The organism is Sphingomonas sp. KR3-1 (assembly GCF_040049295.1).
Taxonomy (GTDB): Bacteria; Pseudomonadota; Alphaproteobacteria; order Sphingomonadales; family Sphingomonadaceae; genus Sphingomonas.
In genome coordinates this window covers 2,018,156-2,032,923 of record NZ_JBDZDQ010000001.1, presented here as the reverse complement: position 1 = coordinate 2,032,923, position 14,768 = coordinate 2,018,156, and the positions used below count along the sequence as shown (strand labels likewise).

9 protein-coding genes and 1 riboswitch are annotated in these 14,768 nt (G+C 68.5%); all 9 genes read right to left on the bottom strand.

What is annotated here, in order from left to right; translation table 11 throughout:
* Positions 1–27: 27 nt before the first annotated feature.
* Complete coding sequence (locus ABLE38_RS10005) at positions 28–396, bottom strand: hypothetical protein (RefSeq protein ID WP_348974000.1); 369 nt, start codon at positions 394–396, stop codon at positions 28–30.
* Between the two features lie 61 nt (positions 397–457).
* On the bottom strand, positions 458–4,927 hold the full coding sequence (gltB, locus tag ABLE38_RS10000) for a glutamate synthase large subunit (protein ID WP_348974484.1): 4,470 nt from the start codon (positions 4,925–4,927) through the stop codon (positions 458–460).
* Between the two features lie 35 nt (positions 4,928–4,962).
* The gene (locus ABLE38_RS09995; RefSeq protein ID WP_348973999.1) at positions 4,963–5,706 is read right to left on the bottom strand and encodes a hypothetical protein; all 744 of its coding nucleotides are present in this window, start codon (positions 5,704–5,706) and stop codon (positions 4,963–4,965) included.
* Positions 5,706–6,407 (bottom strand): DUF2059 domain-containing protein, encoded by a 702-nt coding sequence (locus ABLE38_RS09990; protein ID WP_348973998.1) that lies wholly within the window; start codon positions 6,405–6,407, stop codon positions 5,706–5,708. Before ABLE38_RS09990 ends, ABLE38_RS09995 begins: the two co-directional genes overlap by 1 nt.
* A gap of 8 nt (positions 6,408–6,415) precedes the next feature.
* Positions 6,416–7,867 (bottom strand): NAD(P)-dependent oxidoreductase, encoded by a 1,452-nt coding sequence (locus ABLE38_RS09985; RefSeq protein ID WP_348973997.1) that lies wholly within the window; start codon positions 7,865–7,867, stop codon positions 6,416–6,418.
* A gap of 123 nt (positions 7,868–7,990) precedes the next feature.
* Positions 7,991–8,797 (bottom strand): undecaprenyl-diphosphate phosphatase, encoded by an 807-nt coding sequence (locus ABLE38_RS09980; RefSeq protein WP_348973996.1) that lies wholly within the window; start codon positions 8,795–8,797, stop codon positions 7,991–7,993.
* Positions 8,798–8,835: 38 nt separating this feature from the next.
* Positions 8,836–9,756, bottom strand: a complete 921-nt coding sequence (locus ABLE38_RS09975; protein ID WP_348973995.1) for an NAD-dependent epimerase/dehydratase family protein — start codon at positions 9,754–9,756, stop codon at positions 8,836–8,838.
* 77 nt (positions 9,757–9,833) lie between these two features.
* On the bottom strand, positions 9,834–10,889 hold the full coding sequence (locus ABLE38_RS09970) for a low specificity L-threonine aldolase (protein WP_348973994.1): 1,056 nt from the start codon (positions 10,887–10,889) through the stop codon (positions 9,834–9,836).
* 54 nt (positions 10,890–10,943) lie between these two features.
* A riboswitch (SAM-I-IV-variant riboswitch) is annotated at positions 10,944–11,049 on the bottom strand.
* 51 nt (positions 11,050–11,100) lie between these two features.
* Entirely contained in the window at positions 11,101–14,682 is a 3,582-nt protein-coding gene (gene putA, locus ABLE38_RS09965) for a trifunctional transcriptional regulator/proline dehydrogenase/L-glutamate gamma-semialdehyde dehydrogenase (RefSeq protein WP_348973993.1), read from the bottom strand.
* Between the last annotated feature and the right edge of the window lie 86 nt (positions 14,683–14,768).

The window sequence follows — 14,768 nt, the reverse complement described above, 5'->3', positions numbered from 1 at the left end:
CGGGGTCAGGATCTGCGTGGCTTTATATCACAAGGACTTGCGGACAGGTGAGTCCGGTTGCGACGAGCCGTTCGCACGCTGCGGGCACGGGTTCGCCATCAAGGCCCAGTCCGTCCAGCCGCTATTGGTCTGCTGGCGCAGCAATCGGATCGGGCCGCCGCGCCGACACTGGTCGAGCAGGCCGATATCGCCTGCCAGCAGCTCCGTCCCGCCACCGGGCAGTGTGACGTCGATCTCGGCGAGCGGCTTGCGCACCAGGAGATACTTGCTTTGGGGCTGCCAGCCGCGCCGCATATCGCGAACAGTCCCGGTCACCACCGTCGATGGGCGCCCGGCGCGGGGCAACCGTTCCCATGCGAACCAGCCCAGCAGCGCGGTGATGGCGAGCCCCGCCACGGCCGCGCCCCAGTCACGCCGATACTCCCAGAGGAGGAGCGGGACGTAGCGGGCCGGGACCTTATTCAGCCGCCACCGCCTCGGGTGAGTCGTCGTTGAGCGGCATCGGCAGGCGGGTCAGCATTTCCCGAGGCACGACCTGCCAGAAATGGCCGAGCGCGCGGTTCCAGTCCTCGAGCAGGCCGGCGGCCCATTTGCTGTCGGTAGCAAGCACATGCGCCTCGACCAGGCCACGCAGCTTTTCCTCCCAATGCGCGGAGGACAGGCGCTGCCAGACGATGCTCTCGGGGTTGGCGCGGCCCTCGAAGCTGGCGTCCTCGTCATATACAAAGGCCATGCCGCCGGTCATGCCGGCGCCGAAGTTCATGCCGACCTGGCCGAGCAGCACCGCGGTGCCGCCGGTCATATACTCGCAGCCATTGGCGCCGCAGCCTTCGACCACCACTTCGGCGCCCGAGTTGCGCACCGCGAAGCGCTCCCCCGCCTGGCCCGCGGCGAACAGCCGGCCCGAGGTCGCGCCGTAGAGCACGGTGTTGCCGATGATCGTGTTCTTCCAGCTTTCGATCGGCGAGCTGACCAGCGGGCGCACCACGATGATGCCGCCCGACAGGCCCTTGCCGACATAGTCGTTGCTGTCGCCGAACACCTCGAGCGTGACGCCCTTGCACAGGAAGGCGCCGAGCGACTGGCCGGCCGAGCCGCGCAGACGGACATGGACATGGCCATCGGCCAGCGTCGACATGCCGTAGAGGCGGGTGATCTCGGACGAGAGCCGGGTGCCGACCGCGCGGTGGGTGTTGCGGACATTGTAGGTCAGCTGCATCTTCTCGCGGCGCGCGAAGACCGGGGCGGCATCCTTGATCATCTGCGCATCGAGGCTGTCGGGCACTTCGTTGCGGAAGGTCGACAGGCTGAAGCGGCGCTCGGCATCGTCGGCATCGACCTTGGCGAGGATCGGGTTCAAGTCGAGATCGTCGAGATGCTCGGCGCCGCGGCTGACCTGGCGGAGCAGCTCGGTGCGGCCGATGATCTCGTCGAGGCTGGAGAAGCCGAGCCGCGCGAGGATCTCGCGGACTTCCTCGGCGATGAAGGTCATCAGGTTGATGACCTTTTCGGGCGTACCGACGAACTTCTGGCGCAGCTTCTCGTCCTGGGTGCAGACGCCTACCGGGCAGGTGTTCGAATGGCACTGGCGGACCATGATGCAGCCCATCGCGACCAGGCTGAGCGTGCCGATGCCGAACTCCTCGGCACCGAGGATCGCGGCGATGACGATGTCGCGCCCGGTCTTGAGGCCGCCATCGGTGCGCAGCTTGACCCGGCCGCGCAGGCCGTTGAGCGTCAGCGTCTGGTTGACTTCGGTCAGGCCCATTTCCCAGGGCGTGCCGGCGTACTTGACCGAGGTTTGCGGCGAAGCGCCGGTGCCGCCGACATGGCCGGCGATCAGGATCACGTCGGCATGCGCCTTGGCGACGCCAGCGGCAACCGTGCCGATGCCGGCCGAGCTGACCAGCTTGACGCAGACGCGCGCGCGCGGGTTGATCATCTTCAAGTCGTAGATGAGCTGCGCCAGATCCTCGATCGAATAGATGTCGTGGTGCGGCGGCGGGCTGATCAGCGTGACGCCGGGCGTCGCGTGGCGCAGCTTGGCGATGAACTCGGTGACCTTGAAGCCGGGCAGCTGGCCGCCCTCGCCGGGCTTGGCGCCCTGCGCGACCTTGATCTCGATCTCGTCGCAGGCGTTGAGATATTCGGCGGTGACGCCGAAGCGGCCCGAGGCGATCTGCTTGATCGTCGAGTTGGCGTTGTCGCCATTCTCATAGGGCGTGTAGCGCAGCTTGTCCTCGCCGCCCTCGCCCGACACCGCCTTGGCGCCGATGCGGTTCATCGCGATCGCCAGCGTCTCGTGCGCCTCGGGCGACAGCGCGCCGAGCGACATGCCGGGGGTGACGAAGCGCTTGCGGATCTCGGTGATCGCCTCGACCTGGTCGATCTGGATGCCCTCGATCGGGAAGTTGAACTCGAGCAGGTCGCGCAGATAGACCGGCGGCATGTCGCGCACGCCGCGCGAGAAGGCCATGTAGGACGAGTAGCTGTCGGTCGACACCGCGGTCTGCAGCAGGTGCATCAGCTGCGCCGAATAGGCATGCGTCTCGCCGCCGTGGCGCTGGCGATAGAAGCCGCCGATCGGCAGCGTCGCGACGCCGCGATCATAGGCCTTGGCATGCCGCATCATCGCCGAGAGGTGGAGCGAGGCATAGCCTTCGCCCGAGATCTTGGCGGGCATGCCGGGGAACAGGTCGTTGACCAGCGCGCGGCTGAGGCCGACCGCCTCGAAATTATAGCCGCCGCGATAGGAGGAGATCACCGCGATCCCCATCTTCGACATGATCTTGAGCAGGCCCTCGTCGATCGCCTTGCGGTGGCGCTTGAGGCACTCCTCGAGGCTGATCTCGCCGAACAGGCCGCGGCCGAGACGATCGGCGATCGATGCCTCGGTGAGATAGGCGTTCACCGTGGTCGCGCCGACGCCGATCAGCACCGCGTAATAATGCGTGTCGAGACATTCGGCGCTGCGGACGTTGACCGACGCGTAGGAGCGGAGACCCCGGCGGACGAGATGCGTGTGCACGGCCGCGGCGGCGAGGACCCCGGCGATGGCGGCGCGCTCGGCCGAGACATGCTCGTCGGTGAGGAACAGCTCGGTGCAGCCGGCGCGGACCGCCTGCTCGGCCTCGTAGCGGATGCGCTTGATCGCCTCGCGCAGGTCGTCGGGATTGTCGCTGACCGGGAAGGTGCAGTCGATCTCGGCGCACTGGCCGCCGAAATAGGCGCGCAGCCGCTCCCAATCGTCATTGGTCAGCACCGGGCTGTCGAGCACCAGCACCTTCGAGCCGCCGCCATCGGCATCGAGGATGTTGGCGAGGTTCCCGAAGCGCGTCTTGAGCGTCATCACTTGGCGCTCACGCAGCGAGTCGATCGGCGGGTTGGTGACCTGGCTGAAGTTCTGGCGGAAAAATTGGCTGATCAGGCGCGGCTTGTCCGAGATCACCGCGAGCGGCGTATCGTCGCCCATCGAGCCGATCGCTTCCTTGGCGGTCTCGACCATCGGCGCGAGGATCAGCTCCATGTCCTCGAGCGTCTGCCCCGCGGCGACCTGGCGGCGAGTGAGGTCGGCGCGATCGAAATGCAGCGGCGCGGCTTCGGGCGCGGCGAGATCGGCGATCGTCACGAACTCGCCGATCATCCCGGCATAGTCATGCTCGCCGGCGATCCGGTCCTTGATCTCGAAATCGCCGAGCAGCACGCCCTCGTCGAGGTCGACCGCGATCATCTGGCCCGGGCCCATCCGGCCCTTGGCGAGCACGGTCGATTCGGGGATCTGGACCATGCCGGTCTCGGAACCGACGATGAGCAGGCCGTCGCTGGTCCGGGTGTAGCGCAGCGGGCGCAGCGCGTTGCGGTCGACGCCGGCGACGGCCCAGCGGCCATCGGTCATCGCCAGCGCGGCGGGGCCGTCCCACGGCTCCATCACCGAGGCGAGATATTTGTACATCTCGAGATGTTTGGCCGGGGTGTGCTCGTCCCACGCCTCGGGCACCAGCATCAGCTTGGCGGTGGGGGCATCGCGGCCCGAGCGGCAGATCGCCTCGAACACCGCGTCCAGCGCGGCGGTGTCCGATGCGCCGGCGGGGATCACCGGCTTGATGTCCTCGCTGCGCTCGCCGAACGCGATGCTCGCCATCTTGATCTCGTGGCTGCGCATCCAGTTCTTGTTGCCGCGGATCGTGTTGATCTCGCCATTGTGCGCGAGGCAGCGGAACGGCTGCGCCAGCCACCATTGCGGGAAGGTGTTGGTCGAATAGCGCTGGTGGAAGATCGCCACGCGGCTGGTGAAGCGCTCGTCCTTGAGGTCGGGATAGAAGTCGGACAGCGATTCCGCGAGGAACAGGCCCTTGTAGATGATCGAGCGTGTCGACAGCGAGCAGATGTAGAAGCCGTTGATCTGCGCGGCGATCACTGCCTTCTCGATCCGGCGGCGGACGAGATAGAGCTCCTTCTCGAACTCGGCGGCGTCCATCGTGCCGGGCAGCGGACCGGCGATCATGATCTGCTCGATCTCGGGGCGCGTCGCCTGCGCCTTCATGCCGATCACCGAGACGTCGACCGGCACCTGGCGCCAGCCATAGATGGTGTAGCCAGCCTCGATGATCTCGGACTCGACGATCGTGCGGCAGGCCTCTTGCGCGCCCAGATCGGTGCGCGGCAGGAAGATCATGCCGACGGCGAGCCGGTTCGGCAGCACCCGGTGGCCGCCCGCGGCGATCGCGTCATCGAAGAAGCGCACGGGCAGGTCGACATGAAGGCCCGCGCCGTCGCCGGTCTTGCCATCGGCGTCGACCGCGCCGCGGTGCCACACGGCCTTGAGCGCATCGATCGCCGACTGGACGACGCGGCGCGAAGGCTGGCCGTCGGTCGCGGCGACCATGCCGACGCCGCAGGCATCGCCCTCGAACTCGGGACGGTACATGCCCTCGCGGGCAAGGCGTTCGCGTTCGGTCTGGTTCACTTCGACGACTCCTTGCCGGCCTGCTCGATCATGCCGGTCATCAATTTCATCAGCTTCGCGTCCGTCTCCGGGCTGGGCTCGTTCGCCCATGCCGTCGCGATCGTGACGGCTTCGGGCATCAGCGCGTTGTAATGGCGGCCGGCCGGCGTCGCGCCGAAGCGGACCAGTGCCGCACGGTCCGCCGGGGAGAGGTTCGCCACCACGTCCTTCGCGCCGCGCGTCACCGTCGACATCACGCTGTCCTTGCTGATCGTCCCCTCGGGCGATGCCATCGCCTCCTTGATCAGCCCCGTGGTATCGAGCGCGCCGTTGGTCGCCGCCGCCATCATGCGTTCCTTGATGCCGCCGCTGTAGAAGGCGATCACTTCGCGAAGCTCGGCGGGCGTCATCCGCGCCGCATAGAGCGCCGCCAGCCGGTCCCAGAGCTTGGGCAGGCTGCGCATCGACTCTTCGCGCAGCATCGGCTCGGCGGCATCGAGCAGCCGCTTGGTGATGCCGGGATATTGCTTTTCCAGCGCCTGCATGTCCGGATCGGACGCGAAGATCGGCGGCAATGCCTCGCGGATCATGCGGGTGACCTGCGCCGCCGTCATCGCCTCGCTGTTGGTGACCTGGGCGAGCTGGCGCGCGAGCGCGAGATTCTCCGCCGGGATCACGGCAATCGGCGCCGGTGCCGGTGCCGATTGGGCGAGCACCGGCATCGGCAACAGGCATAGCGAGACGGCGAGCGCGGTGCGCATCAGTTGGCCTTCTGCTTGCCGGCGAGATAGTCGGCAGTCAGCTTGGTGGCGAGCGCTTCCATCCGGGGCTTGTTGGCGACGACGAGCTTCTCCGCCCAGGCCTGGCTCGCTGCCTGGATCTTGGGGTTGACCGTGTTCATCTTCTGCGCGGCGGTGCTGCCACCGAATGCCATCAGCGCGGGATAGTCTTCCGCGGTCATCTTGCTCATCACCGCCTGGATCGCCGCCTGCTGCATCTCCGCCTGCGACTGGCCCGGCGCCTCGCCCATCGATTCATAGACCGAGGCGCGCACCTTGGCGCCGGTCGGGCTGGAGAAGAAGGTGAGCGTGTCGGTCACTTCGGCCGGAGTCAGCTCGGCCTGGAGGATGCCGCTGAGCTGGGCACGCAGCGAGGGCAGCGCACCGACCAGGATCGTGGTGAATTCGGTGCGCAGCCGCGCGCCGACCTGCTCGCGCAGGCCCGGATTGGCATCGAACACCGCCTTCATCTTGGCGTCGGCGGCGATTTCCTGATCCATGCCGGTATCGAAGGCGCGGCCGGCAAGGCGCGTGATCGAATCCTCCGGCGCCATCAGCGCGACGAGCTTCTGGACATCGCCATCGGCCACCGGCGCGGCGATCGGCGCCCCGGCAAAGGCCTGGGCGGGAGAAAGCGCGGCGACACCAAGGGCAAGGGCAGCAAGGAACGGCTTCATCGACATCAACCTTATCAAGCAGCCCGAGCCGTATCGGCGCGGGCGCGCATCCAGGCATGCATATGCGCCGCAACATCGCGGCCGTCGCGAATCGCCCAGACGACGAGACTCGCGCCGCGGACAATATCGCCGGCTGCGAAAACGCCGTCGAGGCTGGTCATCATCGTGCGCCCGTCGGTGCGCAGCGTGCCCCAGCGGGTGACGCCCAGCGCCTCGGCACCGAACAGGCGAGGCAGGTCCTCTGGCTCGAAGCCAAGCGCCTTGATGACGAGATCGGCCTGGAGCTGGAAGGCGCCGCCCGGATCGAGTTCGGGCGCGCGGCGGCCCGAGGCATCGGGCGCGCCGAGGCGCATGCGCGTGGCGCGCACGCCGCTGACCTTGTCGGTGCCCCCATTGTCCTTGGAATCGAACGCTTCCGGCGCCGAGAGCCAGACGAACTCGACGCCCTCTTCCTCGGCATTGGCGGTCTCGCGCTGCGAGCCGGGCATGTTGGCGCGGTCGCGGCGATAGAGGCACTTCACCGAGGCGGCACCCTGGCGCACGGCGGTGCGCACGCAGTCCATCGCGGTGTCGCCGCCGCCGATCACCACGACATGCTTGCCGTTCGCATCGAGCGTGCCGTCGTCGAATGCCGGCACCGCGTCGCCAAAGCCCTTGCGGTTTGACGCGGTGAGATAGTCGAGCGCCTCGACGATCCCCTGCGCGCCGACGCCCGGCGCCTGGATGCCGCGCGCCTTGTAGACGCCGGTGGCGATCAGCAGCGTGGTGTGGCGCTTGCGCAGCTCGTCGAGGCTCGCATCGCGGCCGATCTCGAAGCCCATGTGGAAGACGATGCCGCCCTGTTCGAGCCGCTCGATGCGCCGCATGACGATCTGCTTCTCGAGCTTGAAACCCGGAATGCCGTAGGTGAGCAGTCCGCCGGCGCGGTCGTGCCGGTCATAGACGTGCACGTCATAGCCATATTCGCGGAGATATTCGGCAGCGGCGAGCCCCGCCGGGCCCGCGCCGACGATGCCGACCGACTGGCCGCGCGAAGGGCCGACCGCGACCGGCTCGACCCAGCCTTCTTCCCACGCCGTATCGGTGATGAACTTCTCGACCGAGCCGATGGTGACGGCGCCGTGGCCGGAGAATTCGATGACGCAATTGCCTTCGCACAGCCGGTCTTGCGGGCAGATGCGGCCGCAGATCTCGGGCATGGTCGAGGTGCTGTTCGACAGCTGATAGGCCTCGCGCAGCCGCCCTTCGGCCGTCAGGCGCAGCCAGTCGGGGATGTGGTTGTGCAGCGGGCAATGCACCGAGCAATAGGGCACGCCGCACTGCGAGCAGCGGCTCGCCTGTTCCTCGGCCGTAGGCACCGCATAGCGATCCGCGATCTCGCGGAAATCCTCCGCACGCAGTTCAGCCTCGCGCTTGCCCGGATAAGCCTGCGCCGTTCCAACGAATTTGAGCATCGTTTCCGCCATAGGGCGCGCCTAACGCCGCTGGCGAGTCGGTAAAAGGCAGCAATGCTGACCTTTATTGCATTTTCTGGCCTAGGCCGCAGCAATTTGAAAGATTATTGCGCCAATTTACGGCCGATCCGGACCTTACCGTAGGGAGAGCCAGGCAATTGCCCCGGCGCCGGCGATGATTCGATACCAGGCGAAGGGCGCAAAGCCGTGCTTGGAGACGATGCCGACGAACAGCTTGATCACCACGATGGCGACCAGGAAGGCGGTGACGAAGCCGATGCCGATCTCGCTCCAGCCGACTCGGCCGCTGGTGATCGAGTCGTGGTTCTTGGCGAGTTCGAGCACGGTCGCGCCGAGCATCGTCGGGATGGCGAGGAAGAAGCTGAACTCGGCCGCGGTGCGGCGCTCGACGCCCAGGCTGAGCGCGCCCATGATCGTCGCGCCCGAGCGGCTGACGCCCGGGATCATCGAGATGCACTGGATGAAGCCGATGCCGAGCGCGCGGACCAGCGGGATCTCGGCAATGCCGTGGATCGTCGCGCTCTTCACCAGCCGCTCGATCACCAGGATCGCGATGCCGCCGAGCAGCAGCGCCCAGGCGACCACCATCGGCTTGCCGAGCAGCGCCTCGATATGCTTGTGCAGCGCCAGGCCGATCACCGCGGCGGGGATGAAGGCGACGACCAGGTTGCGCAGGAAGCGCCACGAGACCGGGTTCCGCTTGAGGAGCCCCTCGGCCACCGCCCAGAAGGTGCGCCAATAGAGCACCACCACCGCGAGGATCGCGCCGAGCTGGATGACGACGTTGAACATCGCCCAGGTGGCGGCGTCATAGCCCATCAGCTCGGAAGCGAGGATCAGATGCCCGGTCGAGGAGACGGGCAGGAATTCGGTGATCCCCTCGACAATGCCGAGGAGGATCGCGACGAGGGTTTCGCTCATGCTGGGCTAGGCTCCGATGCGCCGGGGCGCGGACAGGTTCAGGCAGCGACCTTGCTGAAACGGCCGTGGCGGCGATAGCGGACCAGCCATGCCGGCGCGACGCCGGCGAGCGGAGTCGCGCGCACGCCGAGCGCGGCAAGGCCGGGAGCATCGCCCGCGACATTGTCGGCCTGGAGCATGCGCCACTGGTCGCGCGTGATCGGCGTGCCGGGCAGCGCCGCGATCAGCGCGCCGATCGGATCGGGCAGCTCGGCAAAGGCAGGCTTGTGACCGGTCGCGGCGGCAAGCCACTGGAACAGGCCGGCCATGGTCAGCGTGTCCGGCCCGGCGAGCGCATAGGCCTTGCCGGCATGCGCCTCGGGATCGGCGAGCGCGGCGACGACTGCCTTGGCGACATCGACGACATAGACCGGCTGGAAGCGGACCTCGGCGCGGACGACCGGGACGACCGGACCGGCGCCGACCAGGGCGGCAAAGCGGTTGGTGAACTGGTCCTCGCGCCCGAAGACAAAGGAGGGGCGCAGGATGGTGGCCGCCGGGAAGGCCTGGCGGACCGCTGCCTCGCCCGCCGCCTTGGAGCGGCCATAGGCGGAGGGCGATTCGGCGTCGGCGCCGAGCGCGGAGAAATGGACGAGCGCCTTGACGCCGGCCGCCTGGGCAGCCGCGGCGACATTGCGCGCGCCCTGGGTATTCACGGCGTCGAAATCGCCCTTGAGCACGCCGGCGAGGTTGACCACCGCATCGGCACCGGCGACCGCCGCCGCGATCGTCTCGGGCTGGGTGACGTCGGCGGCGACGAACTGGGTCTGGCCGAGGCCGCCCAGCGGCTTGAGGAACCAGGCGTCGCGCGGCCGGCGCTGGGCGACGCGCACCCGCGCGCCCGCGGCGAGCAGCTCCTGCGCGACATAGCGGCCGACGAAACCGCCGCCGCCGATCAGCACTACGAGTTTGTCCTTCATGCGCTTGGTCCTGACGCTAAAACTGGCTTGCCGATCCCATGCCGCGCGGCGGGCGGAGTGGCAAGCCTCCGCGCCGATCAGGCGGCCTGCGCCGTCTCCGCGCCGACCGCCTCGCGCAGGTCCGCCGCGAGCTGGGCGACGCGCTCGGGCTGGGCGTCCCAGGCGAACATGAAGCGGGCACCGCCGCCGATGAAGGTATAGAAGCGCCAGCCGCGCGCCGCGAGCCGGTCGAGCACCGCGGCGGGCGCCTCGAGGAAGACCGAGTTCGATTCGACCGGGAAGATCGGCCGCACGCCGGGCAGGTCCGCCACCTGCGCCGCGAACCCGCGCGCCAGGGCATTGCCATGCTCGGCATTGCGCAGCCAGGCGCCGCTCTCGAGCAGCCCGATCCAGGGCGCGGACAGGAAGCGCATCTTGGAGGCGAGCTGCCCGGCCTGCTTGCAGCGATAGTCGAAATCCTCGGCGAGCGCGCGATCGAAGAACAGGATCGCCTCGCCCACCGCCATGCCGTTCTTGGTGCCGCCGAAGCAGAGCACGTCGATGCCGGCGCCCCAGGTCATCTCGCCAGGCGTGCAGCCGAGCGTGGCACAGGCATGCGGGAAGCGCGCCCCGTCCATGTGGAGCTTGAGGCCGAGCTCGCGGCAGACCGCCGAGATCGCGCGGATCTCGTCGATCGTATAGACCTGCCCCGTCTCGGTAGGCTGGGTGATCGTGGCGACGCGCGGCTTGGGAAAATGAATGTCCGAGCGGCTGGTTGCCAGCGCGCGGATCGCGTCGGGAGTCAGTTTGCCATCGGCGGTCTGGGCGACGAGCAGCTTCGAGCCGTTGGAGAAGAATTCGGGCGCGCCGCACTCATCGGTCTCGACATGCGCCGAGGCCGCGCAGATCACGCTGTGATAGGATTGGCAGAGCGAGGCGAGCGCGAGCGAATTGGCGGCGGTGCCGTTGAAGACAAAGAATATCTCGGCATCGGCGTCGAACAGCGTGCGGAAGGCATCTGCGGCGCGCTGGGTCCATTCGTCATCGCCGTAGGCGACCGCCGAGCCGGCATTGGCCGCCAGCATCGCATCGAGCGCCTCCGGGCAGATGCCGGCATAATTGTCGCTTGCGAATTGCTGGGGCTGGGTCGTCATGATCGGGTCCTTGCTTGGTTCGGCACCAGGCATCGGATCGACGAAAATGCGGCATGGGGTCCCGTTGTTTGCCGGTCCGGCCACATCCCCTCTTGCGAGAGCGCCACCTTGCTCGGGAGCAGGTTGGCGTCGAACTTCGGTCCGACTCTTGATGCGGGACTGCATCTAGAAGCCGGACCGGGGCCGCGCAAGATTATTGTTGTGCAGTGCGTCAATCGAGCGTCATCAGGCTCGCATTGCCGCCGGCAGCGGTGGTGTTGATCGAGACCGAGACTTCGGCGAGCAGCATCGCGGCGGGATAGCCCGTGGCGCCCGCGGCGAGCACCGGGACGATCGGGCCTTCGCGCGCCGCCATCTCCTCGGCCAGCGCAGCGACCTGTGCGCTGGCTTCGACGAGCGCCGCGGCGAAGGGCTCGGCGGCATCGGGGACGAACAGCGCAGCGATGTGCGGCGGCAGGTCGGCGGGGAGCGCCATGCCCTCCACCGTCGCGCGATTGCCGGTCGCCAGCACCGCGGCGATCTGGGCGAACAGGCCCGCACGGGTTTCGGGGCGAAGCAGCACCCGGCCGCGCGGATGGAGCGCATAGAGGTTGCGCTCGCCTACCGGGCCAGGCAGCTCGCGCTCGAGGCCGAGCGGGGCGGCCTGGGCGCGCGCCGCGGCGGCCGCCTCGGCCTCGCCCTGGGCTTCGAGCCAGGCAATGAATTCGGCGAGCAGCGGCGACGGCGCCGCTGCCAGCACCGCGGGCGCCACCTCGGCGAGGCGGCCGAGATAGAGCGGCCCGCCCGCCTTCGGCCCGGTGCCCGAAAGCCCGTGCCCGCCGAAAGGCTGCACGCCGACGATCGCGCCGATCACGTTGCGGTTCACATAGAGATTGCCGGCGTTCACTCGCGCGGTCACTTCGGCAATCGTCGCGTCGAGCCGGGTGTGCAAGCCGAAGGTGAGGCCATAGCCGGTGGCGTTGATCGCATCGACCAGCGCCGACAGGTCCTCGCGGGCGTAGCGCAGCACATGGAGCACGGGGCCGAACACCTCGCGCTCGACATCGGCGATATGGCCGATCTCGATGATCGTCGGGGCGACGAAGGTGCCGTGCGCGGCGCTCGCCGGCAGCTCCTGCTGCTCGATTCGGTGGCCGCGGCCGCGCATCGTCGCGATGTAGCGCTCGATATTGCCCTGCGCCTCGGCGGTGATCACCGGGCCGGTATCGACCGCGAGCGCATCGGTGCGGCCGATCCGCAGCTCCTTGAGCGCGCCCTTGAGCATCGCCAGCGTGCGATCGGCGACTTCCTCCTGCAGGCAGAGGATGCGCAGCGCCGAGCAGCGCTGGCCGGCGCTGTCGAACGCCGAGGCGATGACGTCCGCCACCACCTGCTCGGCGAGCGCGGACGAATCGACGATCATCGCATTCTGGCCGCCGGTCTCGGCGACCAGCGGGATGGGCTTGCCCGAGGGCGAGAGGCACGACGCGAGCTGGCGCTGGATCAGCCGCGCGACATCGGTGGAGCCGGTGAACATCACCCCCGCCGTCTCCGCCGCGCCGACCAGTGCCGCGCCGATCCTGCCGTCGCCGGGGACGAGCTGGAGCGCATCCGCCGGCACGCCGGCCTCGTGGAGCAGCGCCACGGCCTGGGCGGCGATCAGCGGCGTCTCCTCGGCGGGCTTGGCGAGCACCGGATTGCCCGCGACGAGCGCGGCGGCGACCTGGCCGGTGAAGATCGCGAGCGGGAAATTCCACGGGCTGATGCAGACCACCGGTCCGAGCGGCGCCTGGACCGGGCCGAAGCTGACGCGCGCCTGACCAGCATAATAGCGCAGGAAGTCGATCGCCTCGCGCACTTCGGCGATGGCATTGGGCAGCGACTTGCCGGCCTCGCGCACGATCAGGCCGAGCAGCAGCGGCATGCGCGCCTGCATCGCGCTGGCAGCACGCTCGAGCATCGCAGCGCGCTCCTCGACCTGGGTGCGGTGCCAATCGGACGCAGCGGCGCGGGCGACGGCGGCGGCTGCCGCGTCCGGCGAGGCCTCGACCACCACGCCGACAATGTCGCGGTGATCGGCAGGATTGAGGACCTTGCGCTCCGTGCCCTGCCCGTCCGCAGGCGCGGCGCGCCGGTCGATCGTCGCACTGTTGCGCAGCGCTTCGCTCAGCGAGGCGAGCGCATTCTCGTCGCTGAGATCGAACCCGTCCGAATTGCGGCGATCGGGATAGAGACTGCCAGGCAGCGCGATCTGATCGTGAGGCGCGCCCGGATCGGGCATCGCGCGGACCTGTTCGGCGGGATCGGCGACCAGCTCGGCAATCGCGACCTCGGGATCGGCGATGCGGTTGACGAAGGACGAGTTGGCGCCGTTCTCGAGCAGGCGGCGCACCAGATAGGCGAGCAGCGTCTCGTGCGTGCCGACCGGCGCATAGATGCGGCACGGGCGGTTCAGCTTGTCCGCACCGACGACCTGCTCGTAGAGCGGCTCGCCCATGCCGTGCAGGCACTGAAACTCGTACTTGCCGACCGCGAAATCGGGCCCGGCGAGCTGGTAGATCGTCGCCAGCGTCTGCGCATTGTGCGTGGCGAATTGCGGGAACACCCGGTCGGTAGCCGCGAGCAGTTTCCGCGCGCAGGCGATGTACGAGACGTCGGTGTGGAGCTTGCGGGTATAGACCGGGAAGTCGGCCAGCCCGTCGACCTGGGCGCGCTTGATCTCGGCATCCCAATAGGCGCCCTTGACCAGCCGGACCATGATCCGGCGACCGGCGCGCTCGGCGAGATCGATGATCCAGTCGAGCACGAACGGGCAGCGCTTGCCATAGGCCTGGACGACGAAGCCGAGCCCGTCCCAGCCCACCAGGTCCGGATCGAGCGCCAGGCTCTCGAGCAGGTCGAGCGAGAGCTCGAGCCGGTCGGCTTCCTCGGCGTCGATGTTGAGCCCGATATCATAGCTGCGCGCAAGCGCCGCCAGCGTCTTCACCCGGGGCAGCAGCTCGCCCATCACCCGGTCCGCCTGCGAGCGGGCATAGCGCGGATGCAGCGCCGAGAGCTTGATCGAGATGCCCGGCCCTTCATAGATGCCGCGCCCGGCCGAGGCCTTGCCGATCGCGTGGATCGCGTTCTCGTAATCGCGGTAATAGCGCTCGGCATCGGCGCCGGTGGTCGCCGCCTCGCCGAGCATGTCATAGCTGTAGCGAAAGCCCTTGGCCTCCTCGTGCCGGGCGCGCTTGAGCGCCTCGGCGATCGTCTCGCCGGTGACGAACTGCTCGCCCATCATCCGCATCGCGATGTCGATCGCGCGGCGGATCACCGGCTCGCCGGCGCGGGCGACGAGGCGCATGAGGGCGGCGCCTAGGCCCTTGTCGTCGGCAGTGCTCACCAGCTTGCCCGTTACCACCAGCGCCCAGGTCGCGGCGTTGACGAAGAGCGGCTTGCCGCCGAGATGCGCGCGCCAGTCGCCATCGGCGATCTTGTCGCGGATCAGCGCGTCGCGGGTGGCGTCGTCGGGGATGCGCAACAGCGCCTCGGCAAGGCACATCAGCGCGACGCCCTCCTCGCTCGACAGCGCATATTCCTGGACCAGCGCTTCGACCGCACCGCTGCGGCGCCGGGCGCGCAGGCCGGTTACCAGCCGAGTCGCGGTCTCGCGGATCGCAGCGCGAGTGGTGTCGTCGAGCGTCGCGGCGTCGAGCAGCGGGGCCAGCGCCGCGCGCTCGTCACGGCGATAGGCGGCGGTGATAGCCTGGCGGAGCGGCGTCGCCGGGCGAACGGGCGGAGCGAACGCGGCGAACGGAGCGGACGGGTTCATACGCCAGGTATACACCCAGACCGGTAGTCGATCCGACTTATCGGGCGTCCGTCTCAGGCAATATGGCTATATTGATGGACATCTGC

Coding starts and splice junctions, on each gene's coding strand:
- ABLE38_RS09990 (WP_348973998.1), bottom strand. CDS start 6,407: ATGTCGATGAAGCCGTTCCTTGCTGCCCTTGCCCTTGGTGTCGCCGCG.
- ABLE38_RS09975 (WP_348973995.1), bottom strand. CDS start 9,756: ATGAAGGACAAACTCGTAGTGCTGATCGGCGGCGGCGGTTTCGTCGGC.
- ABLE38_RS09970 (WP_348973994.1), bottom strand. CDS start 10,889: ATGACGACCCAGCCCCAGCAATTCGCAAGCGACAATTATGCCGGCATC.
- putA (WP_348973993.1), bottom strand. CDS start 14,682: ATGAACCCGTCCGCTCCGTTCGCCGCGTTCGCTCCGCCCGTTCGCCCG.
- ABLE38_RS09995 (WP_348973999.1), bottom strand. CDS start 5,706: ATGCGCACCGCGCTCGCCGTCTCGCTATGCCTGTTGCCGATGCCGGTG.
- ABLE38_RS09980 (WP_348973996.1), bottom strand. CDS start 8,797: ATGAGCGAAACCCTCGTCGCGATCCTCCTCGGCATTGTCGAGGGGATC.
- ABLE38_RS09985 (WP_348973997.1), bottom strand. CDS start 7,867: ATGGCGGAAACGATGCTCAAATTCGTTGGAACGGCGCAGGCTTATCCG.
- gltB (WP_348974484.1), bottom strand. CDS start 4,927: ATGTACCGTCCCGAGTTCGAGGGCGATGCCTGCGGCGTCGGCATGGTC.